General features: G+C 60.3%; 22 protein-coding genes. 14 read left to right on the forward strand and 8 right to left on the reverse strand.

Annotated features, from left to right (window positions below; translation table 11 throughout):
* Positions 1-45: 45 nt before the first annotated feature.
* From AC3ITA_RS20105 to AC3ITA_RS20115, 3 genes are all read right to left on the reverse strand, one after another.
* Entirely contained in the window at positions 46-1,203 is a 1,158-nt protein-coding gene (locus AC3ITA_RS20105; protein WP_489278286.1) for a cysteine desulfurase family protein, read from the reverse strand.
* 206 nt (positions 1,204-1,409) lie between these two features.
* Entirely contained in the window at positions 1,410-2,024 is a 615-nt protein-coding gene (locus AC3ITA_RS20110; protein ID WP_007993943.1) for a LysE family translocator, read from the reverse strand.
* A 101-nt stretch (positions 2,025-2,125) separates the two neighbouring features.
* A complete protein-coding gene (locus AC3ITA_RS20115; protein WP_150673626.1) occupies positions 2,126-2,395 on the reverse strand; it encodes a hypothetical protein in 270 nt (89 codons plus the stop codon).
* Between the two features lie 283 nt (positions 2,396-2,678).
* Here AC3ITA_RS20115 and AC3ITA_RS20120 point away from each other — a divergent pair, with 283 nt between their 5' ends.
* From AC3ITA_RS20120 to AC3ITA_RS20160, 9 genes are all read left to right on the forward strand, one after another.
* On the forward strand, positions 2,679-3,137 hold the full coding sequence (locus tag AC3ITA_RS20120; RefSeq protein ID WP_150673625.1) for a VOC family protein: 459 nt from the start codon (positions 2,679-2,681) through the stop codon (positions 3,135-3,137).
* 289 nt (positions 3,138-3,426) lie between these two features.
* Positions 3,427-4,629 carry a PepSY-associated TM helix domain-containing protein gene (locus AC3ITA_RS20125; protein ID WP_489278287.1) on the forward strand — a complete coding sequence of 401 codons (1,203 nt, stop codon included), beginning with the start codon at positions 3,427-3,429 and terminating at the stop codon, positions 4,627-4,629.
* On the forward strand, positions 4,626-5,168 hold the full coding sequence (locus AC3ITA_RS20130; protein WP_489278288.1) for a thiamine pyrophosphate-binding protein: 543 nt from the start codon (positions 4,626-4,628) through the stop codon (positions 5,166-5,168). The genes AC3ITA_RS20125 and AC3ITA_RS20130 overlap by 4 nt, the downstream gene beginning before the upstream one ends.
* Positions 5,165-5,494: a hypothetical protein gene (locus AC3ITA_RS20135; RefSeq protein WP_489278289.1), complete on the forward strand. Its 330-nt coding sequence runs from the start codon at positions 5,165-5,167 to the stop codon at positions 5,492-5,494. The genes AC3ITA_RS20130 and AC3ITA_RS20135 overlap by 4 nt, the downstream gene beginning before the upstream one ends.
* Positions 5,491-6,063: a DUF6162 family protein gene (locus AC3ITA_RS20140; RefSeq protein ID WP_489278290.1), complete on the forward strand. Its 573-nt coding sequence runs from the start codon at positions 5,491-5,493 to the stop codon at positions 6,061-6,063. Before AC3ITA_RS20135 ends, AC3ITA_RS20140 begins: the two co-directional genes overlap by 4 nt.
* 35 nt (positions 6,064-6,098) lie before the next feature.
* Positions 6,099-7,025: a metal ABC transporter substrate-binding protein gene (locus AC3ITA_RS20145; protein WP_489278291.1), complete on the forward strand. Its 927-nt coding sequence runs from the start codon at positions 6,099-6,101 to the stop codon at positions 7,023-7,025.
* Positions 7,022-7,870, forward strand: coding sequence for a metal ABC transporter ATP-binding protein (locus tag AC3ITA_RS20150; protein ID WP_489278292.1), 849 nt, complete (start codon positions 7,022-7,024; stop codon positions 7,868-7,870). The genes AC3ITA_RS20145 and AC3ITA_RS20150 overlap by 4 nt, the downstream gene beginning before the upstream one ends.
* Positions 7,870-8,769 carry a metal ABC transporter permease gene (locus AC3ITA_RS20155; protein ID WP_056727050.1) on the forward strand — a complete coding sequence of 300 codons (900 nt, stop codon included), beginning with the start codon at positions 7,870-7,872 and terminating at the stop codon, positions 8,767-8,769. The genes AC3ITA_RS20150 and AC3ITA_RS20155 overlap by 1 nt, the downstream gene beginning before the upstream one ends.
* Positions 8,770-9,672, forward strand: coding sequence for a metal ABC transporter substrate-binding protein (locus AC3ITA_RS20160; RefSeq protein WP_489278293.1), 903 nt, complete (start codon positions 8,770-8,772; stop codon positions 9,670-9,672).
* A 180-nt stretch (positions 9,673-9,852) separates the two neighbouring features.
* On the opposite strand, the gene AC3ITA_RS20165 is transcribed toward AC3ITA_RS20160, so the two are convergent.
* From AC3ITA_RS20165 to AC3ITA_RS20180, 4 genes are all read right to left on the reverse strand, one after another.
* Positions 9,853-10,080 carry an MbtH family protein gene (locus tag AC3ITA_RS20165; protein ID WP_057713869.1) on the reverse strand — a complete coding sequence of 76 codons (228 nt, stop codon included), beginning with the start codon at positions 10,078-10,080 and terminating at the stop codon, positions 9,853-9,855.
* Between the two features lie 81 nt (positions 10,081-10,161).
* A complete protein-coding gene (locus AC3ITA_RS20170) occupies positions 10,162-11,562 on the reverse strand; it encodes an aspartate aminotransferase family protein (protein ID WP_489278294.1) in 1,401 nt (466 codons plus the stop codon).
* Between the two features lie 266 nt (positions 11,563-11,828).
* Positions 11,829-13,154, reverse strand: a complete 1,326-nt coding sequence (locus AC3ITA_RS20175; protein ID WP_489278295.1) for an ATP-binding protein — start codon at positions 13,152-13,154, stop codon at positions 11,829-11,831.
* A complete protein-coding gene (locus tag AC3ITA_RS20180; protein ID WP_095945834.1) occupies positions 13,151-13,831 on the reverse strand; it encodes a response regulator in 681 nt (226 codons plus the stop codon). Before AC3ITA_RS20180 ends, AC3ITA_RS20175 begins: the two co-directional genes overlap by 4 nt.
* 294 nt (positions 13,832-14,125) lie before the next feature.
* On the opposite strand from AC3ITA_RS20180, the gene AC3ITA_RS20185 reads away from it, so the two are divergent.
* The 5 genes from AC3ITA_RS20185 to AC3ITA_RS20205 all read left to right on the forward strand — a co-directional run bounded on the left by AC3ITA_RS20185 (position 14,126) and on the right by AC3ITA_RS20205 (position 19,392).
* Positions 14,126-14,818 (forward strand): hypothetical protein, encoded by a 693-nt coding sequence (locus tag AC3ITA_RS20185; protein ID WP_489278296.1) that lies wholly within the window; start codon positions 14,126-14,128, stop codon positions 14,816-14,818.
* A 159-nt stretch (positions 14,819-14,977) separates the two neighbouring features.
* Complete coding sequence (gene dsbD, locus AC3ITA_RS20190) at positions 14,978-16,714, forward strand: protein-disulfide reductase DsbD (protein ID WP_489278297.1); 1,737 nt, start codon at positions 14,978-14,980, stop codon at positions 16,712-16,714.
* Complete coding sequence (locus tag AC3ITA_RS20195) at positions 16,714-17,568, forward strand: TlpA disulfide reductase family protein (protein WP_095945837.1); 855 nt, start codon at positions 16,714-16,716, stop codon at positions 17,566-17,568. The genes dsbD and AC3ITA_RS20195 overlap by 1 nt, the downstream gene beginning before the upstream one ends.
* Positions 17,544-18,311 carry a thiol:disulfide interchange protein DsbG gene (gene dsbG, locus AC3ITA_RS20200; RefSeq protein WP_489278298.1) on the forward strand — a complete coding sequence of 256 codons (768 nt, stop codon included), beginning with the start codon at positions 17,544-17,546 and terminating at the stop codon, positions 18,309-18,311. The genes AC3ITA_RS20195 and dsbG overlap by 25 nt, the downstream gene beginning before the upstream one ends.
* Positions 18,312-18,444: 133 nt before the next feature.
* Entirely contained in the window at positions 18,445-19,392 is a 948-nt protein-coding gene (locus AC3ITA_RS20205) for a hypothetical protein (RefSeq protein ID WP_150673613.1), read from the forward strand.
* A gap of 94 nt (positions 19,393-19,486) precedes the next feature.
* Here the strand turns inward: AC3ITA_RS20205 and AC3ITA_RS20210 are convergent, their stop codons facing one another.
* On the reverse strand, positions 19,487-20,311 hold the full coding sequence (locus tag AC3ITA_RS20210; protein WP_489278299.1) for an alpha/beta fold hydrolase: 825 nt from the start codon (positions 20,309-20,311) through the stop codon (positions 19,487-19,489).
* Between the last annotated feature and the right edge of the window lie 184 nt (positions 20,312-20,495).

Genomic DNA, 20,495 nt, shown 5'->3' on the forward strand with positions numbered 1-20,495 from the left:
TGTTCATTATTGTTGAGTGCCGATCAACGTCGGCGCTTCGTCGCCCTATTGCCAGAATGCCGGAGCACTGGCGCAGGCTGCCTTGATCAGTTGAACCGCCTGGTCGATGTCCTGCTCGGTGGTGAAGCGCCCGAGGCTCAAGCGGATGGTGCGACTGGCCGAACGGGCATCATGCCCCAGGGCAAGCAGTACATGGGATGGGGTATTGCTCGCGGAATTGCAGGCCGAGGTCGCGGAAAACGCGATCGAGGCCAGCAATGCCGCCGGGTTGAACTCGCCTTCGCTGAAGGTCAGGCTCAGGGTATGGGGAATGCGCCGGGTCGGGCTGCCGTTCAGGTGCACGCCGGGAACACACTGCAATTGCTCAAGCAAGCGTTCACGCAAACGCACGATAGTGGCTTTCTCTTCATCGAACGCAGCCGCCGCCAGTGCAAAGGCCGCGCCCATGGCCACGATCTGATGGGTCGCCAGCGTGCCGGAACGCAAACCGCCCTCATGCCCGCCGCCATGGATCTGCGCCTGCAAGCGCTGTTGTGCACGCGGACCGACGTACAACGCGCCGATGCCTTTGGGGCCATAGAGCTTGTGCGCGGAAAACGACATCAGGTCCACGGGCCATTGTGCGAGGTCGATCGCCACTTTGCCCGCGCCCTGTGCGGCGTCGACATGAAACAACGCCCCGCGATCACGCACGACCTGACCGATGGCGGGAATATCGTTGAGGGTGCCCAGTTCGTTGTTGACCAGCATCAGCGACACCAGGAAGGTGTCCTCGCGCATGGCTTCGCTGACCGCTTGCGCAGTGATCAGGCCCTCGGCGTCCGGCACCAGATAAGTCACCGCGACACCGGCTTCCTGCAGTTGCTTCGCAGTATCGAGAATGGCCTTGTGTTCGATCTGGCTGGTGATGATATGGCCGCCGCCAGTGCCGCGGGCCTGGGTCACGCCTTTGAGCGCAAGGTTGTTGGATTCGGTGGCGCCGGAAGTCCAGACGATCTGCCCGGGCGTCGCGCCGACCAGTTCGGCGACCTGGCGTCGCGCCTGTTCGACCGATTGCCGGGCCTGCTGGCCGAAGACGTGGGAGCTGGAGGCCGGGTTGCCGAAGTTGCCGGTAAAGCCCAGACACTCGACCATTACCTTGATGACCCGCTCATCCACCGGCGTGGTGGCGGCGTAATCGAAATACAACGGACGTTTATTCATATAAGACTCGCAGAGCGTGTTCCGGGATCAGGAAGCTCGTGACTGCAAACGGCAAAGCGCAGCCTTGTGAGCTGCGCGCTGTTTTCAGAACGCTACCAATACCTGATCGGATGCCGTTAAAGAAGAATTACTTCATTTAAAAGTGCGTAGGAACGCTCCTGAAAAGTCAGCTTAACAGGCATCGGGCAACCGGCTGAAGCAATGCATCAGCTAAAGCTTTCGAGCAACAGCGGATACAGCGAGCCCACGAGCAACGCGGCCATGCCCCAATTGAACAGACGCAGCCAGCGGCGATCCTTCAGAACGTTGCGCAACAGCGTGCCGCAAGCGGCCCAGACACCGACACTCGGCAGGTTGATGATCGCAAAGACGGCCGCGATCACGATCACATTAGTGAAGTAACCCTGCATCGGCGTGTAGGTGCTGATAGCGCCAATGGCCATGATCCAGGCCTTGGGATTGACCCACTGGAACGCGGCGGCGCCCAGATAGCTGATCGGTTTCGCCTCGCCCTGCTGACTCTCCGACATGGGCCCGGAATGGGCGATTTTCCACGCCAGGTACAGCAAATACGCCGCCCCCACATAACGCAGCACCGTGTAGAGCAAAGGGTAAGTCTGGAACACCGCGCCAAGGCCAAAACCGACCGCCACCACCAGTACGAAGAAGCCACAAGTGATGCCGAGCATGTGCGGAATTGTGCGGTTGAAGCCGAAGTTCACCCCGGATGCCAGCAACATGGTGTTGTTCGGGCCGGGGGTGATTGAAGTAACGAGAGCAAACAGGGCGAAGCCCAGCAGCAGGTCAAGAGAGAGCGTCATGGGTGGCAGTCCGTCAGGGTCGGTCAGGTGTTGACCCTATCGCACACCCAGAGCGAAACCCATGGACAGTTACGCGAAACTTGGAGCAGTACAGTTTCGCCTCAGCTTGGACGGCCGTGCAGCTGTACAGATCGCCCAGCGTTCATTTCACCCTGGTTGTCGAAGTTGAACGACTTTTGCGGCTGGCCAAGCAGTTCGGCTTTTTTAGCGTGGTATTCGTCGAAGGACAGGCCGCGGCGGTTCAGCGCTTCCAGTGCCAGTTCCTTGCTTTCTTCAGCCGTGTAAGGCCGAAGTTCAGGGGAAACATGGCTGGCACATCCGGCGAGTACGGAGACGGCGAGCACCAGCAAAGTAGCAATCATCGGTTTCATTTTGGCGTCCTGGCGACTGGGTTAGAGGCAATGGACACAGGCTACCCGCGCCTCCCGGGCAGCAGAAATCAACGCTTTCAATAGTGGCTATCAAGAAATGGCGATCATTGTCGATGTGCCGGGGAACGCGAGCTGGAGACGCACGGGTTGGAGCTGATGGCAGTTGAATGGCATTGCTGCTCGTCGGGCACTCGGTGAAGCGAAAGAGGCTGACCTATATTTATTCGGTCGTATAACGGCAGAGGTACTTTCTATTCACACATCCGGAACAGGGAGATCCATCATGAGCGTCAAACCCATTCCAGAGGGGTATCACAGCGTCACCCCCTATCTGGGCATCAAAAAAGCCGCCGAAGCCATCGCCTTCTACAAAAAAGCCTTCGGCGCCATTGAAATCATGCGTCTGGACATGCCCGATGGCGGTGTCGGCCACGCCGAACTGCGCATCGGCGATTGCCCGATCATGCTCGGCACACCGTGCGATCAAGGGCCGCTGAGCAACCCGGACAATTCACCGTCCGTGGGTCTGCATTTGTACGTGTCGGATGTCGACAAGTCCTACAAACAGGCGATCGATGCCGGCGCAACCGTTGTATCGGAGGTCAAGGATCAGTTTTACGGCGACCGTTCAGGGACCTTGAAGGATCCCTACGGGCACCTGTGGTTCCTGGCCACGCACAAGGAAGACCTGACTCAGGAACAGATCGAGCAACGGGCGAAGGAGATGTTTGCCCAGGGTTGAAATCCTTGGTACTGGAGCGGGCCTCTTCGCGAGCAGGCTCGCTCCCACAGAGGCCCCGCCTTCTACAGCACCGCCGACTTGCCAATCACTTGCGCAAGCATGCCCGCCCCTGACCTGTCGGCAATGAGAAACATTTTCTTTCATTTCCCCTTTCGGGATTTCCCCTGCTCATCCGTCCTACATAGATGCAGTCCTTTCGCGTAGGCAAAAGCCACGACTGGACCTTCAGGGCGCTCATCCCTGCGAAGCCCGCAGCCGAGTTGCCTCTCATCGAGCCAAGACCTCCAATATGTCAAAGAAGTCCCGTTCAAAAATCTGGTTTCTGGTCCATAGCTGGCTGGCATTGCCGATCTGGTTTTTCGTGCTGATCGTCTGTGTGACCGGAACCCTGGCCGTCATCAGCCAGGAGATCGTCTGGCTGGCCAACCCGCCAATGCGCGCCAGCCAACCCTCGGACGATGCTCCGCTGCTCAGCTACCAGCAGGTCATCGAGGCCATCAACAGGGCCGAGCCGCAGACCGTGGTGCAGAGCATCAGTCGCCCCGACGAATCGCACTTCGCCCTGGATGTCGAAGTCAGCTACCCCGACGGGCGCTCGGTGGTGATTTATGTCAATCCGTACAGCGGCGTGATCCAGGGTGTCGCACCGGAGTTCAACTTCCGCGCCTTCACCCGCGCGCTGCACGCTTGGTGGCTGGTGCCGTTCACCAATGGTTACAGTTGGGGCTGGTACCTGGTGTCGTTTCTCGGTTTGCCCTTGCTGGCTTCGCTGATCACCGGGCTGGTGGTCTACAAACGCTTCTGGAAAGGCTTCTTCCGTCCGACCCTGCGCCTTCGCCACGGCGCGCGGATTTTCTGGGGCGACTTTCATCGCTTGAGCGGCATCTGGTCGATCTGGTTCATCGCGGTGATTTCCGTCACCGGCACCTGGTTCCTGATCCAGGCAGTGCTGTCCGACAACCAGATTTCCATTTCCACGGAAAAGATCATCCCGGCGATGTCCCGCGAAGCGGTGCCGCTGTCGCCCAATGGCTCGCCCCCGCCGCGTATCGACCTCGACCGCGCGGTTGAAATCGCCACACAGAAAATTTCCGGGCTGGAAGCCAGTTTCGTCAGCCTGCCGGGCAATGCCTACAGCCACTTGGATGTCGGCGGACGCGGTTGGTATCCATTGATGTTCCAGACCGCCACGATCAACCCGTACAACGGCGAAATCGCCGCCTCGCGCCTGATTTCGGACCGTTCGCCCCTGGAGTTCGTCACCGAATCCATGCGCCCGCTGCACACCGGCGATTTCGGCGGACTGTGGATCAAGCTGATCTGGGCGTTCTTCGGCCTGCTGCTGAGCATGATGGTGCTCAGCGGTCTGCTGATCTGGACCAAGCGCACGGCGCTGGCCACCGCCAATGCCTTCAAACGCAGTAACAAGAAACAGCGCGACACCGCGGCGCAAGCGGCCACGAACCACGAAGTGTCAGAGGTCGACCTGTGAGCCAAGACATTGCAGCCCCGCAACCCTCGCGCCTGAGTGTGTTCTGGCACAGATGGCGCTTTCACCTGAACGTCCTGTTGCTGCTGATCCCACTCGGTTTCATGCCCAAGTACTTCGCCGACGAGGCATTGATGCGCGGCGACAGTGGCCTTGGCGAACGGGAAGTCGGCGAAGTCCGGGTCGGCCCCTGGAGCCTGCGCCTGGCGGAATTGCGCAACTCAGCCCCGATGCTCGAAGGCCCCGCCGGCTTCATGAAGGGTTTCAACGCCGCGCTGTGCGAGGCCTGTATCGACCAGGTCAAGGCCACTTACCTGCGCATCGGCAAGCCCCGCAGCCTGCGCGCCGCCGGGGTGATTTTCTTCGGCGCCCCGTACCGCATGGGCGCTTCGCTGCCCGTCCCGGAAAAGACCACGGCCGATGCCGAACTGTGGATCACCATGGAAGGCTGGGACGGCGCCATGCATCAGGCATCCATTCCTTTGAGCCAGGCCTCCCCCGCCACCATCGCCTGGTTGAACAAACAAGGAGGCACACCATGATCAACCCTCTTCGCCCGCTCAACGTCGTGTTGCTGGTGCTTTGCGCCGGCTTCAGCGCCAGCACCCTGGCCCACAACCCGATGTGCGAATGCAAGGCCATCGACGCGGAGCAGATCAAGTGCACCGGCGGTTTTTCCGACGGCAGCGGCGCTCCGGGCGTGACCCTCGATGTGATCGGCTACGACGAAACCATTCTGGTGCCGGGCAAGCTCGGGCCTGATTCGTCCCTGACCTTCAAGAAGCCCGGCGCCGAGTTCTATGTGCTGTTCGATGCCGGCCCCGGTCACGTCGTGGAAATCGACCAAGCGGACATCGAGGCGCCATGAGCACTCCAACGACCCAAGTCGTGCGCCCGGCCGGTGCCGGTCACGAAACCCTCTACGTTCTGCTGCTGTGCCTGATGATCCTGGCGGTCGCAGGTACCGTGGTGCTCTGGCGCGGTGAATCCCATGAGGTGAGCAGCGTCAGCAGCCATCAACTGGATGCGCGCCGTGACCTCAGTGCATCCGAGCAAGGTATCTACGCCGATCTGCGGGTGACGCTGGACGAGATCCATTTGCTGCTCCAGGAACAGCAAGCGCTGCCGACACCCGAGGCGCTGGCCGAGGAAGGGTTTGCGCCGTTTGCCCGGGACGCCAGCTCCGTCAGCCGGGGCGGCCATGCCTGGCAATTGCTCGACGCCAAGGCCTATTTCGGCCAGAGCCAGACACCGACGGTCGCCGGTTCTTTCCTGATGCGCCTGGCCGCAGCCAATGATGCACCGGACATCTGGCTCAACCGCGCCAGCACGCTCACGGCACCGGCCGACCTCAGCGACGCCGCGCTCGAAAGCGCCGGCTGGCAGCAGGTCATCGCGCAATTCGATGCCGGCGTGACCCGCCAGCACCGGCACTGAACCCTCGCCTTTTTCCGAGAGAAGACCGCTTTCCCATGCCCAATTCATCTCACCGTTGTTTTTTACGCCTGCTGCTGGTCGGCTTGCTCGCCTGCCTGCTGCCCTCACTGGCCAGCGCTGATGAAGTCAAGCGTCTGCGCATCGGCATCACCCTGCACCCTTACTACAGCTACGTGGCGAACATCGTCGGCGACAAGGCTGAGGTGGTGCCGCTGATTCCGGCCGGTTTCAACCCGCATGCCTACGAGCCCCGCGCCGAAGACATCAAGCGCATCAGCGGGCTGGACGTGATCGTGCTCAATGGCGTCGGTCATGATGATTTCGCCGATCGCATGATCGCCGCCAGCGAAACCCCAAAGGTCCCGGTGATCGAAGCCAACGAAAACGTACCGCTGCTGGCCGCCACCGGCGTGGCCGCACGCGGCGCCGGTAAAGTGGTGAACCCCCACACGTTCCTGTCGATCAGCGCCTCCATCGCCCAGGTCAACAACATCGCCCGGGAGCTGGGCAAGCTCGACCCGGCCAATGCCAAGACCTATACCGAGAACGCCCGCGCCTACGGCAAGCGCCTGCGCAAGATGCGCGCCGACGCCCTGGCCAAACTGACCCAGGCACCGAACGCCGAACTGCGGGTGGCCACGGTGCATGCCGCCTACGACTACCTGCTGCGCGAATTCGGCCTGGAAGTGACGGCCGTGGTCGAACCGGCCCACGGTATCGAGCCGAGCCCGAGCCAGCTGAAAAAAACCATCGATCAACTGCGTGAGCTGGACGTGAAGGTGATCTTCTCGGAGATGGACTTTCCTTCCACTTACGTCGACACCATCCAACGCGAATCCGGGGTGAAGCTGTATCCGCTGTCGCACATTTCCTACGGCGAATACACCGCCGACAAGTACGAAAAGGAAATGACCGGCAACCTCGACACCGTGGTGCGGGCGATTCAGGAGTCCGGCGCATGACTTCAAAAGAAACACTAATCGCCCGAGACGCCGAAAATCCTGTGGGAGCCAGCCTGCTGGCGAAGGCGTCCGGCCAGCCAACATCTTCCTTGAATGACACAGCGCAATCGCGAGCAGGCTCGCTCCTACAGGGGGCGGGGCCGACGCTGGATTTTGCTAACGTCAGCCTGACCCTCGGGCGCACGACGATCCTCGACAAGGTGACCTTCCAGGTCCGCCCCGGCGCCGTGCACGCACTGGTCGGCCCCAACGGCGGTGGCAAGAGTTCGCTGATCAAGACCCTGCTCGGGCAGATGCCGCATCAGGGCCGCTTGAGCCTGCAATGGCCTGCGGTGCCTGGGACCATCGGTTATGTGCCACAGGCGCTGGAGTTCGACCGGGGCTTGCCGATGACCGTCGACGATTTCATGGCTGCCATGTGCCAGCGTCGCCCGGCCTTTCTCGGTTTGAGCAAACACTACGCGGCGGCGATTGGCGAGGCGCTGGAGCGGGTCGGCATGCAGGACAAGCGCAAACGCCGCATGGGCGCGCTGTCCGGCGGCGAACGGCAACGGGTGTTGCTGGCCCAGGGACTGATTCCGTCTCCGCAATTGCTGGTGCTCGATGAGCCGATGTCGGCCCTCGATGAAGCCGGCATCCGGGTATTCGAACGCTTGCTCGGCGACTGGCGAGCGGCGGGCATCACCGTGCTGTGGATCGAGCACGATCTGGAAGCGGTCGGGCGCCTGGCCGATCACGTCACCGGGCTCAATCGCCGGGTGTTGTTCGACACCACGCCGCAACAGGCGCTGACACCGGAGCGCCTGTTGACGCTGTTCTCGACGCACCCACGGAGCCTTGCCTAATGAGTTACGAAGCTTTTCGCCTGATGGTCCAGGGCTGGGCGTCGTCGGGTTATCTGCCCGAGGCGCTGGCCTATGGATTCGTGGTCAACGCCTTGATCGCCGGGCTGCTGATCGGCCCGGTGCTGGGAGGCCTGGGCACGCTGGTGGTGGTCAAGCGCTTCGCGTTTTTCTCCGAGGCGGTCGGTCATGCCGCGTTGACCGGCGTGGCCATCGGCATCCTGCTCGGCGAACCCTACACCGGACCTTACGGCAGCCTGTTCGGCTACTGCCTGCTGTTCGGCATCCTGCTCAATTACCTGCGCAACCGCACCGGCCTGGCGCCGGACACCTTGATCGGTGTGTTTCTCTCGGTGTCGCTCGCCCTGGGCGCGAGCCTGCTGCTGATTCTGGCGGGCAAGATCAACGTGCACATCCTGGAAAACGTGCTGTTCGGCTCGGTGCTGACGGTCAACGGCAATGACCTGTTGGTGCTGGCCATCGTCGGTTCACTGGTCATGGCCCTGGCCTTGCCTTTGTACAACCGCATCATGCTCGCCAGTTTCAATCCGCAACTGGCGGCGGTACGCGGGGTGGCGGTGAAAACCCTGGATTACCTGTTCGTGATTCTGGTGACGCTGATCACCGTCGCCGCCGTCAAGGTCATCGGCGCGATTCTGGTCGGCGCCCTGCTGGTGATTCCGGCCGCCGCGGCACGCCTGCTCAGCCAATCGCTGAAGGGCTTTTTTTGGTGTTCGGTACTGATCGCCACCGTCAGCACCCTGTGCGGGATTCTCGCGCCGATCGTCTTTGACCTGCCGATCCCGTCCGGTGCCGCGATCATCCTCGTGGCCGGTATCGCCTTCGCCCTGGCCGCCCTCGCGCGCGGCGTCGTCCCCAGCCTTAAAGGGAACCTTGGATAAATGACTTTTTCACTGCGTCAACTGACCCTCGCCGTCGCCCTGTGCGGGCTGGTGACAACGACCATGGCCGCCGACAACGGCAAACCGCTGCGGGTGCTGGCCTCTTTGCCGATTACTTATGGGCTGGGTGAAGTGTTGCTCAAGGGCACCGATGTCAGCCTCGAACGCGCAGCCCCGGCCAACCTGCCCGGCAGCCGCCAGACCGCCTACTTCACCGGCCGTGGCGCCCCGGCGTTGGCCAAGCTGGCGGACAGTGCCGATGCGGTGATCGGCCTGCGCTCACTGTGGCCGGATGACCCGCTGTACCCGATCTCCCGGCGCAGCAATATCCGCATCGTCGAAGTCGACGCTGCCCGCCCGGTGGACGGCGCCCTGCCCGGTATTGCCGTGCAACCCGGTAACAAGATCGACGGGTTGAACAGTCAGCCGTGGTTCTCCAGCAATAACATGGGGCGCATGGCCGATGTGATGGCGGCGGACCTGGTACGCCTGGCCCCCGAGGCCAAGCCGAAAATCGAAGCCAACCTGGCAACGTTCAAGCAGCGCTTGCTCAAACTCAGTGCCACCAGCGAAGCACGGTTGGCCAATGCGGACAACCTCAGCGTCATGAGTTTGAGCGAGCACTTCGGCTACCTGATTGGCGGACTGAATCTGCAACTGGTCGGGCTCGACGCCAGGCCAGAGGCCGAGTGGACACCGGAGGCACTCAAGGAGTTGGGCGTACAGCTCAAGGACAATGACGTGGCGGTGGTGCTGCATCACCGGCAGCCGTCGGATGCGCTGAAAGCGGTGATTACCGGGTCGGGTAGCCGGTTGGTGGTGTTGAGTACCGATGCCGAGGATCCGGTGGCGGAACTGGAGGGGAATGTGGATTTGCTGATCAAGGGACTGAGTGGTGTGTAGCTGAGTTATCGCGAGCAGGCTCGCTCCTACAGGGGATTTTCAGTGGACACCGAACTTGTGCAAATCCGAGATCCAATGTAGGAGCGAGCCTGCTCGCGATAGCGGCCTGATAGGCGACACAAGACCTGAAAAAGCCCGCTGACCGTCACCAGTCCAGCGGGCTTCTTTTTGCATGACCAATCAGTGCGCCACAGCCGCCTGCTCGTCCATTTTCTGCCGCAGGCTCAACGGGCGCATGTCGGTCCAGGTCTCTTCAATATAAGCCAGGCATTCCTTTTTCAGCCCGCTTTTGCCCACGGTGCGCCAGCCTTGTGGCACGGCTTTGTAGTCGGGCCAGATCGAGTACTGTTCTTCGTGGTTGACCACGACCTGAAAGAGGATGTCCTCGCGGTCGAATACTGACGTCATGGTGTCTCTCCATCGTTATCGGGTGGGCTGCGCTGTGTGCACAGCCGTTATGTAGAAGGAACGGTCCGCAGGGCGGAAAATTTAAAGACTGGTGGTGGCGGCGGTCAGGGCCTGGCCGAAGATTTCGGCCACGCGATCGATCTGCACGGCAGTAATCACCAGCGGCGGCAGGAAACGCACCACCGCGCCATGGCGGCCACCGAGTTCCAGAATCAAGCCACGCTTGAGGCATTCGCGCTGCACCAGGGGTGCCAGGCGGGCGAAGGCCGGCGGGTGACCTTGAGCATCCAGTGCGCCTGTCGGGTCGACCAGTTCGACGCCAAGCATCAAGCCACGTCCGCGAATGTCACCCAGTTGCGGGAAGTCCCGCTGCAGGATGCGCAGGTGCTCGGCCAGGTGCTCGCCCATCGCGGCGGCATGCTCGCAGACCTTGTGTTCCACCAGATAACGCATCACTGCGGAACCGGCGGCCATCGCCATCTGGTTGCCACGGAACGTCCCCGCATGAGCACCCGGCAGCCAGGTGTCGAGCCAGTCGCGATAGACCACCACCGCCAGCGGCAGGCTGCCACCGATGGCCTTGGACATCACCACGACATCGGGAATGATCCCGGCGTGCTCGAAGGCGAACATTTTGCCGGTGCGGGCGAAGCCACTCTGGATTTCATCGACGATCAGCGCGACACCCGCCGCTTCGGTGATCCGCCGCACACCGCGCAACCAGTCCAGATCCGCCGGGATCACCCCGCCCTCGCCTTGCACCACTTCCACAATCACTGCCGCCGGCAATTGCACGCCGGCCTCGGGATCGTTGAGCAGGTTTTCCAGATAACTCAGGTTGGCCTTGACCCCTTGCGCGCCGCCAAGCCCGAACGGGCAGCGGTAATCGTAAGGGTACGGCATGAACTGCACGCCACTGCCGAGCAAGGCGCCCAGGGGCTTTTTCGGCCCCAGGCTGCCCATCAGGCTCAACGCGCCCTGACTCATGCCGTGGTAGCCCCCCTGGAACGACAGCACGGTGCTGCGACCAGTGGCGGTGCGCACCAGCTTCAGTGCCGCTTCCACCGCGTCGGTGCCGGTCGGGCCGCAGAACTGGATCTTCGCTTCAGCGGCGAGGGCTGGTGGCAGCAGACCGAACAGATCCTGGACGAACCGGTCCTTGACCGGGGTGGTCAGGTCCAGGGTATGCAGCGGCAGTTCATCGGCCAGCACTTGCTGAATGGCTTCGATCACCACCGGGTGGTTGTGCCCCAGGGCCAGGGTTCCGGCGCCGGCCAGGCAATCGATGAAGGTGCGGCCTTCGACGTCTTCGACATACAGGCCCTTGGCGCGCTTGAGTGCCAGGGGAATGCGCCGTGGATAGCTGCGGGCGTTGGATTCCTGCCGGCTCTGACGGGCGAGCAGCGGCGATTCGTTGAATTGATAAAGCGTCTCGGCGGACGTCGCCGGCTGCTCTTCGATAAGGCTGGTAGCGACTGACATCTCTCGACCCCTCAATACGCTGTGAATAGTGACCAAAACTGCACACCGGGCAGGTGCGCGTTCCGGTCACGGGGCGCACTTGTCAGGTTTTCCTGTTCTGGAAACGCATCAGCGCTGGAAGGATTTAGGCGGTAACACGCAAACCTCGGTAGGAGCGAGCTCTGCTCGCGATGGACTCAAGAACACCGCGTGCATTCAGAAAGCACGCGTTATCGTTATCGACCATCGCGAGCAGAGCTCGCTCCTACAGTGGTATGTGGTGATTTTCAGACCGGTTGCAGCGGCATCGTCAGCTCAACCCGCAAGCCGTCCGGCCGGCTATCGAAATGCAGGGTGCAACCGCAACGCTGAACGATGGCCTGGACAATCGCCAGCCCCAGACCACAACCGGTGCTCTGGCCGTTGCGCCAGAAACGCTGGGTCAGGTGTTGCAGGTCTTCTTCGGCGATCCCCGGCCCATGGTCGCGCACCACGAACTGCACACGATCGCCGGTGGTTTCCAGGCTCAACTCCACCGTTTTGTCGGCAGGGGTATGGCGCAGTGCGTTGTCGAGCAAGTTGCGCAGCGCGGCAATCGACAGCACAGCGGGCATTTGTACCGGCGCGGCGGAAACCTTGCCCGGCGCCTGAAACCTGATGCGCTGGCGATCGCCGCTCGCCGCGTCCTGGATCGCCAGTTTCGCCACTTGCTCGGCGTTGCATTGCACACCGTCGTCAAACGACAGACTGCCCTCGACCCGCGCCAGCAACAGCAATTGTTCGAGGGTCCGGTGCATGCGGTCCGCCCCCTCTTCGGCCCGGGCCAGGGACTGATCCCGGGCGCTGCCGTCAGTCATCCGCGCCACTTGCAGGTGGGTCTTGATCGCGGTCAGCGGGCTGCGCAGTTCGTGGGCCGCGTCTCCGGTCAGGCGACGTTCGCGCTCGATGGTCTTGCCGATGCGCTGGAGCAACTGGTTCTGGGTTTCCAGCAAGGGTTGCAGCTCGCTGGGCAGCGGCTGGACCTGCAAGGGTTCGAGGGAGTCGGCGCTGCGGCGCATCAAGGCGTCGCGCATGCGGTTGAGCGGCGCCAGCCCCTGACCGATACCCAGCCAGAGCAAACACAGGCAACCGAGCAGCGCCACACCCACCGGCACTGAAGCGGCCAGCAGGATCGACATGTTCAACGCCTCGCGCTCGATCTGCCGGTCGGCGGTGGTGATGCGCAAATCACCCCGGGCCAGTGTGAAACTGCGCCACGGCGCGCCGTCGATCATCTGATCGTGAAAACCGAGTTTCTCGGCCTCCAGAGTCTGCTGCGGCTCGGTGTGACTGCGAGCGAGGATTTCACCGCGCAACGAGCTGACCTGACAGGCCATGCCGCCCGGAATGTTCAGTTGTTCGGCGCTGAAATGAGTGCCCTCGCCCTTGCTCGGCACGGGCGGCAGTTGCTCCATCAGGCCGGCAACCATGCGTGCCGATGCCACCAGGCGCTGGTCGAGGGAAAACATCATTTGATTGCGCAAATCGCTGAGCATCCAGGCCGCGGCCAGGGCCCAGATCAAGGCAAATGCGGCGCCGAGCGTCAGGCTCAGGCGCAAACGCAGACTCATCACTTCGATTCTTCTCCGCCATCAGCCGGCCCCAGGCGATAGCCCAGGCCGCGCACCGTCTCGACAATACCATTGCCAAGTTTACGCCGCAGGTGATGGATATGGACGTTGAGGGCATTACTCTCCAACTCGTCGTTGAAGCCATAGACGCTGTCCTTGAGCTGCTCGGTGGACAACACCCGCCCACGGTTGTGTAACAAGGCTTGCAGCAGCGCCTGTTCGCGGCGCGACAAGTCCACCGGCAACCCCGCGAGCGTGGTTTCGCGGCTGCTCGGGTCGTAGGTCAGGGCGCCGTGTTCGATCAGGTTGACGCTGCGCCCCGCCACCCGCCGCAACAGCGTGTGCAAGCGTGCAGCGAGTTCGCGCAGATCGAACGGCTTGAGCAGATAGTCGTCGGCGCCGGCCTGCAGGCCATCGACGCGATCGGTGACCGAGTCACGGGCCGTGAGGATCAGCACCGGCAGTTCCAGACCGTTATGGCGCAACTGCTGCAACAACTTGAGGCCATCTTCGTCGGGCAAGCCAAGATCGAGCACCATGACGTCGAACTCCGCCACCTTGAGCATCGCCCGGGCTGCTGACGCCGTGGCCACATGTTCCACGGTCAGGCCCTGGGCAGTCAGGCCGGCGACGATACCGCTGGCGATCAGTTCATCGTCTTCGCAAACCAGTACGTGCATGGGCGCTCCAAAAGTAAAAACCAGAGTCAAACACCTGTGGATTAAGGCGCAATTATGACAAGGGGACCGACTGACGAACAGCACGAAAAAGCTCCAGCCCATCCGTCGCGCCCGACACGCGTGTTTACAGGAACACGCAAGTTTGGTGACCTCAACTAGCATGGAAATATAAAGCCGATAAAAACACCTTCAACTTACTCTAGCAAAAACGATAATCTCGTCCCAACTTCGAAGACTGAAAACAGCACATCTCGAAGTACTTCACCACTTAAACATTCTGAAAGGAATCAGATCATGCCAGAACTTAAAAATTTTGTAGCTACCGACCACCGCAGCGGACCCGATCGCATTTACTTTTTCTTCAAGGACACGAACACCTACTCTCGCTTCAACTTGGGGGACAACAAGGTCGCGGACAATCACCCCGCCTCTGTAGTCTCGCACTGGGACGACTTCGACCAACATGTGAAAGACCTGTGCTTCGGGTTTAACACTTCGGGCCGTAACTGGAATCTCGAATTCGAAAGTGATATGACTTGGTTTTTCTATTACGATGGCAATACACCGATGGTATGCAAGTACGATCAACACAACGACAAAGTAAAGTTCAAAAAAAACATTTCAGAAACTGACTGGTCGCCACTACTACCTTACTTCGACAAAATTATTGGTGTCATGTGGGATGAAAAGGCGGAAATCAAGCACACTTTCCACATACTGCTGAATGACGGAAACTACTTCATCTACAATCCGTGGTTAAAAAAAGCATCGAAATTAAACCCGCTCAAAGGCTCGATGTGGAGCAAGCTTGAGCAATATAAAGATCGCATGATAACGACAGTACTTAACGACCACCCACTACTTGACACATTCTTTTATATCTTCCTGACCAATAATGAATATCTGAGATTTGACGTAAATAAACGGAGCATATCGGATCCGATCGCGATCGATGAAGAGTCGTGGCCAGGATTAATTGTAAAATAGGCATCCACGCCCACATGATTCGGGTACCCGTCATCGATCAACTGTCTGAAAAGCCGGAATCAAACGACGCATTTTTAATCCCACAACGGATGGGGTTAATCATCGGTTAATCGCCACCCGCCACCGTGCACCTCATCAGCACAGGGCAAAGGCTTATCCATGCGTCGTCTGTTTTTACTTTTTACCCTAATGATCGCGGGCCTGGCCCAGGCGGGAACCAATCCGTTCGACACCAAACCTGAATTTCTCCCGGTTGATAAAGCCTTCACGTTTACCTCTGAACGTCTGGATTCCGGTGAAACCCAGCTCTATTGGCAGATCACCGACGGCTATTACCTGTACCAGAAACGCTTGAAGTTCGACGGACTGCCCGTCGCGCAGCATCCCGCGTTGCCGGAAGGTGAAACCCACAGCGACGAGTTTTTCGGCGAGCAGCAAGTCTACCGTCAGGGCCTGGAATTGAAGATTCCGGCGGGGGCCAGCGGCCAGGTCAAGGTCAGTTACCAGGGCTGCGCCGATGCCGGCTTGTGTTATCCGCCGCAAACCCGGGTCGTGGACCTGGGTAACGCCAATACGCAGAGTGCGGCCAATGAAGCACCGGATCAGGCACTGGCCAGTAGCCTGCAGCAACGGGCGTTGGGCTGGAGCCTTTTGCTGTTCTTCGGCCTGGGCCTGTTGCTGGCCTTCACGCCTTGTTCATTGCCGATGCTGCCGATCCTGGCCGGGTTGATCGTCGGCAGCGGCGCCACGCCCAGACGTGGATTGGCCCTGGCCAGCAGTTACGTGGTCAGCATGGCGCTGGTGTATGCGGCGATGGGTGTCCTGGCCGCCTCCCTCGGGGCCAACCTGCAAGCCTGGTTGCAGAACCCCTGGCTGCTGGGGAGTTTCGCGGCGATTTTCGTGCTGCTGGCGCTGCCGATGTTCGGCTACTTCGAACTGCAGCTGCCAGTGGCCGTGCGTGATCGCCTGGAAAACGTCTCACGCAATCAACGTGGCGGCAACCTGATCGGCGCCGGGGTGCTGGGGGCGCTGTCTGGTCTGCTGGTCGGCCCATGCATGACCGCACCGCTGGCCGGCGCCCTGCTCTACATCGCGCAAAGCGGTAACGCGTTGCATGGCGGGCTGATCCTGTTCGCCATGGGCATCGGCATCGGTGTGCCACTGTTGCTGCTGGTGACCGTCGGCAATCGCTTCATGCCCAAACCCGGTGCCTGGATGAACCTGGTCAAAGGCATTTTCGGCTTCCTGTTCCTCGCCACCGCATTGTTGATGCTACGCCCGGTGCTCGACGAGTCCCTGTGGGTCGGCTTGTGCGGTGCGCTGCTGTTGATCGCGGCCTACAGCGCCTGGAAACAGTCGGAAGGTTTTGGCCGTATCGCACACCTGTTTGGCGCCAGTTCATTGTTGCTCGGTTTGTGGGGTGGCCTGCTGGTGATCGGGGCGGCCGGCGGCAGTGATGATCCGTTCAATCCATTGCAGGTCTTCCGCGCCTCGGACCAGGCGGTGACCGCCGTGCCGGTTGGCCACGATGCCTTCACCACTCTCAAGGACCCGCAGGCACTGCAACGGGAACTCGACACCGCCCAGGCTCAGGGCCAGTGGGTGCTATTGGACTACTACGCCGACTGGTGCGTGTCGTGCAAGGTCATGGAAAAACAGGTCTTCGGCAAAACCCGTGTCCTCGAAGCCTTGAGTGATGTGCGCTTGCTCCGACTGGACGTCACCGCCGACAATGCCGCCAGCCGCGAACTGCTTGGCCGTTACAAAGTGCCAGGGCCACCGAGCCTGCTGTGGATTGGCGTTGACGGTGAAGAGCGGCGCAGCCAGCGCATCACCGGCGAGGTCGATGCCGATACTTTCCTGCAACGCTGGACCGCCACCCGAGACGCTCGTTAATGCTGACCTTCACCCTCGGCACCTTTGCCATCGCGCTTAATCACCTGCTGCTGATCAGTGCGCTGGCGCTGGCCACCTTTGTCGGCTGGCGGGTCGCCAAGCGTGGTGGTGAAAACCCCGAATCGGTACTGTTCAGTCTGTTCCTGCTGGGCATGCTGGCGGCCCGAATCAGTTTCGTGGTGGCCTATTGGGTGCACTATCGCAACGATCCGTGGCAGGTCATCGACCTGCGCGATGGCGGTTTTCTCGCCTGGCCGGGGGTGATTGTGGTTTTGCTCGCCACGCTGTATCGCGGCTGGCGTCGCCCGGGGCTGCGTCGCCCATTGGGCTATGGCGTGGCCAGTGGCCTGGCGTTCTGGCTGCTGGCGACGTTCTCCCTGTCGATTTATGAACAAGGCACACGCCTGCCGGAAATCACCCTGCGTAACGCCGCCGGCGAAACCGTGCAACTGGCCGACTACAAGGGCGGCCCCTTGGTGATCAATCTCTGGGCTACCTGGTGCCCGCCGTGCCGCCGGGAAATGCCGGTGCTGGAAAACGCCCAGCAACAGCGTCCGGACCTGACGTTCCTGTTCGTCAATCAGGCGGAAAGCATGCAAAGCGTCGCGACCTTTCTGGAAACCCAAGGCCTGAGCCTGTCCAACGTGCTGTTCGACGGCAGCGGGCGTCTGAGTCAGGCCGTCGGTTCCATGGCGTTACCGACTACGCTGTTCTACAACCCCGAGGGTCGCCTGCTGGGCAGCCATCTGGGCGAGTTGTCGGAAGCCAGCCTGGCCCGCGCGCTGGAAAACTTCGACACCGTACCCGCCACCTCTTCAAGGAAATTGCCATGTCCCGCCTCCGCCACCTGCTGACCCTGAGCCTCGGTGCCGCCCTGTTGCACCTGCCATTGGTGCAGGCCGAAGAGTTGCCCGATGCGATCAAGAAAATCGAGGCCAAGGGCGCGAAAATCGTCGGTCAGTTCGACGCCCCCGACGGTTTGCGCGGTTATGCCGCGCAATACCAGAACCGCGGCATGGCGCTGTACCTGACCCCGGATGGCAAACACGTGTTGCTGGGCAACCTGTATGACGCCCAGGGCAATGACCTGAGCAGCGCGCCATTGCAGAAACTGGTGTATGCCCCGATGGCCAAGGAAGTCTGGGCCAAGTTCGAAACCAGCAACTGGATCGGCGACGGCAAGAAGGATGCGCCGCGCGTGGTGTACCTGTTCAGTGACCCGAACTGCCCGTACTGCAACATGTTCTGGGAGCAGGCCCGGCCGTGGGTCAAGGCCGGCAAGGTGCAGTTGCGCCACATCATGGTGGGCATCATCCGCGAGGACAGCCCCGGGAAATCCGCCGCACTGCTCGCCGCCAAAGACCCGGAAAAAGCCCTGCAGGATCACGAAGCGGCTGGCAAGGACAGCGCGCTCAAGGCCTTGAAGGAAGTGCCGCCGGTGATTCAGGCAAAATTCGCAGCCAACATGCAATTGATGGAAGAGCTGGAACTGCAGGCGACCCCGGCGATTTTCTACATGGACGACAAGGGTAATCTGCAACAGCAGCAAGGCGCGCCGTCGCCGGACAAGTTGGCGAAGATTCTCGGGCCTGAATAATAATCCGACATCCACCCCGGACCAACAAAAGGCAATACAACAACACTTAAAACACTTGGCCAACCATTAGAGCTATCAGATAGTCTTATCTTGGCAATGGATAGACCTTCGACATAACTCAAGGACGAATAAAATGGTCAGCGAATTCACCAGAAACTTTGAACCAAGCGCGATGGTTACCGAACTCACCGTATCGATAGCCATCGACAACGATTACTGGGCCGGCACCGACGACAGCATTTATATAAGCATGGGCCACACAACCAACATGCAACTGCTGAAACAGGCCCCGAGAGCCGGATCCAACACCACCATCGAAGTTGATATTTTGAGATTATTTGGAAAACCAAGCATACACATCAGCGAAATAAACCATGTGGGAATTTATCAAATTCCGACAGATCATCCGCTGGACAATGATGATTGGGAACTAGGAAGCGTGACGCTGACCGCAAATGGCATTTTCAGTAATTCATCCTTCAGAAAAATCCACCAATGGCTCGGGAATCACTCAACACACCTGCATCAGGTCTGGGCCGGACAGATCGAATGGTCTGCATGGTCAAACACTGATAAACGTCCTATCGATCTGAATGCCCAGACCTATCCGGTCAGATGGCTGCCCTACATCGCCGATCTGAAATCCTGGCGCACTTACGATCCGTCGAAAATTGAAGGTGTGGGCCAACTAATCGGAATGATAGACGGGAAACTGGTTGGCGAGCTTTTGAAAACACGAGAAACCGAGATCCTGCACCCCAATGCAGACAATGATAGTTATACTTGGGTGTATACACCGGAAGGATCAATAATTTATCGGCGCTGGAAACACGCAGACACTCAGGATTACATACGACACAGTCAACTTGGCAGCGGTCGCCCCGTGATTTGCGCGGGCGAATTCAAAGTTGAGTCGAAGACAAATTCCACCCCCATTAAAAATGTGATCGTTCACATCAATGATGCGTCCGGCCACTATAAGCCTGATGGAGGATCTTGCCTGAGATACGTAGCAGAAAAGTTAAGCGCATTGGGTATCGACGTGAGTGACACCCAATGGTGTTGGACAGCGAGATCTTGAGTATCAGGTATATCAGCCCAAATCGGCCCGCTTTTACAACAACCCTGCAAACCGCAGAATCAGTGTAAAAGCGAGGCTGTTGATGATTTTGCATTCAAGCGTTTCGCGAGTTTTGCTCCGTCAAAAACGCCAGCAAGGTTTCAGTCACAAACCCAGGATTCTCCAGATTGGAAATATGCCCCGCCTGCGGCACCAGTACCCAGGGGCAGCCAATCAGCTCAGCCATTTCACGGGCTTCACCCGGTGGTCGAGGTTTGTCCTGATCGCCGCACATCACCAGTGTGGTCGCTGCGTCCAGTTCGCCCAGTCGTGGCAACAGATCATCCCGCCCAAACGTAATCCGCCCCATCGGCACGATGCTCTCACGCAGGCGATCCGCGGGTAGAGCCTCCAGAGAAGCGCGAAAATCCCGGTAGAGCGCCGACTGCGGATCAATGCCCGGCCGGAAGAAAATCGGCACCACGACATCCAGCAGCGCTGGCGTGATGACACCCGCCTCTTCGATCTGCTTCAACAGTGAAAAGTAATACTGGCGAGTCGGTTCCGGTTCGGCGCCGGCGTAGGTGTCCATCAACACCAGGCCATTGAGCCGGTGCGCTGCCGACAGCGCCAGGCGCACGCCCCACATGCCACCGACCGACAAACCGACCAGCGTGACCCTTTCGATGTCCAGGTGGTCGAGCAAGGCCAATGCCTGACGCGCCAGGTCATCCAGCGATGTCGTACCGACAGGCAACGGCCCGGATTGGCCGTGCCCCCACAGGTCCAGGGCGATCACACGATACTGTTGCGACAGCGCGGCAATCTGCGGCGCCCACATGGCCTGGTCCCACAGATAGCTGCCGACCAGCAGCACCGCCGGGCCGGTGCCTTGATCGATGTAGTGAAGGGCTTGTCCGTCCAGGGTTACGAAGGACATCGAGTGTCTCCGCTAGAAAAATGGAGCAGGAAGACTGAGCGGCTGACGGACAGCCGTCAATCGCCAGAATGTATGCGTTTGTACAATCGCCATCGCGGGCAAGCCCGCTCCCACAGGGTTCGAGGTGTTCACCGACCATGAGTACACCACCTAACTTGCTCGCGATGGGGCCGGCACTGACGCT

It is taken from the genome of Pseudomonas sp. GL_090, from assembly GCF_057837765.1.

Coding starts and splice junctions, on each gene's coding strand:
- AC3ITA_RS20105 (WP_489278286.1), bottom strand. CDS start 1,203: ATGAATAAACGTCCGTTGTATTTCGATTACGCCGCCACCACGCCGGTG.
- AC3ITA_RS20110 (WP_007993943.1), bottom strand. CDS start 2,024: ATGACGCTCTCTCTTGACCTGCTGCTGGGCTTCGCCCTGTTTGCTCTC.
- AC3ITA_RS20115 (WP_150673626.1), bottom strand. CDS start 2,395: ATGAAACCGATGATTGCTACTTTGCTGGTGCTCGCCGTCTCCGTACTC.
- AC3ITA_RS20120 (WP_150673625.1), top strand. CDS start 2,679: ATGAGCGTCAAACCCATTCCAGAGGGGTATCACAGCGTCACCCCCTAT.
- AC3ITA_RS20125 (WP_489278287.1), top strand. CDS start 3,427: ATGTCAAAGAAGTCCCGTTCAAAAATCTGGTTTCTGGTCCATAGCTGG.
- AC3ITA_RS20135 (WP_489278289.1), top strand. CDS start 5,165: ATGATCAACCCTCTTCGCCCGCTCAACGTCGTGTTGCTGGTGCTTTGC.
- AC3ITA_RS20140 (WP_489278290.1), top strand. CDS start 5,491: ATGAGCACTCCAACGACCCAAGTCGTGCGCCCGGCCGGTGCCGGTCAC.
- AC3ITA_RS20145 (WP_489278291.1), top strand. CDS start 6,099: ATGCCCAATTCATCTCACCGTTGTTTTTTACGCCTGCTGCTGGTCGGC.
- AC3ITA_RS20150 (WP_489278292.1), top strand. CDS start 7,022: ATGACTTCAAAAGAAACACTAATCGCCCGAGACGCCGAAAATCCTGTG.
- AC3ITA_RS20155 (WP_056727050.1), top strand. CDS start 7,870: ATGAGTTACGAAGCTTTTCGCCTGATGGTCCAGGGCTGGGCGTCGTCG.
- AC3ITA_RS20160 (WP_489278293.1), top strand. CDS start 8,770: ATGACTTTTTCACTGCGTCAACTGACCCTCGCCGTCGCCCTGTGCGGG.
- AC3ITA_RS20165 (WP_057713869.1), bottom strand. CDS start 10,080: ATGACGTCAGTATTCGACCGCGAGGACATCCTCTTTCAGGTCGTGGTC.
- AC3ITA_RS20170 (WP_489278294.1), bottom strand. CDS start 11,562: ATGTCAGTCGCTACCAGCCTTATCGAAGAGCAGCCGGCGACGTCCGCC.
- AC3ITA_RS20180 (WP_095945834.1), bottom strand. CDS start 13,831: ATGCACGTACTGGTTTGCGAAGACGATGAACTGATCGCCAGCGGTATC.
- AC3ITA_RS20185 (WP_489278296.1), top strand. CDS start 14,126: ATGCCAGAACTTAAAAATTTTGTAGCTACCGACCACCGCAGCGGACCC.
- dsbD (WP_489278297.1), top strand. CDS start 14,978: ATGCGTCGTCTGTTTTTACTTTTTACCCTAATGATCGCGGGCCTGGCC.
- AC3ITA_RS20195 (WP_095945837.1), top strand. CDS start 16,714: ATGCTGACCTTCACCCTCGGCACCTTTGCCATCGCGCTTAATCACCTG.
- dsbG (WP_489278298.1), top strand. CDS start 17,544: ATGTCCCGCCTCCGCCACCTGCTGACCCTGAGCCTCGGTGCCGCCCTG.
- AC3ITA_RS20205 (WP_150673613.1), top strand. CDS start 18,445: ATGGTCAGCGAATTCACCAGAAACTTTGAACCAAGCGCGATGGTTACC.
- AC3ITA_RS20210 (WP_489278299.1), bottom strand. CDS start 20,311: ATGTCCTTCGTAACCCTGGACGGACAAGCCCTTCACTACATCGATCAA.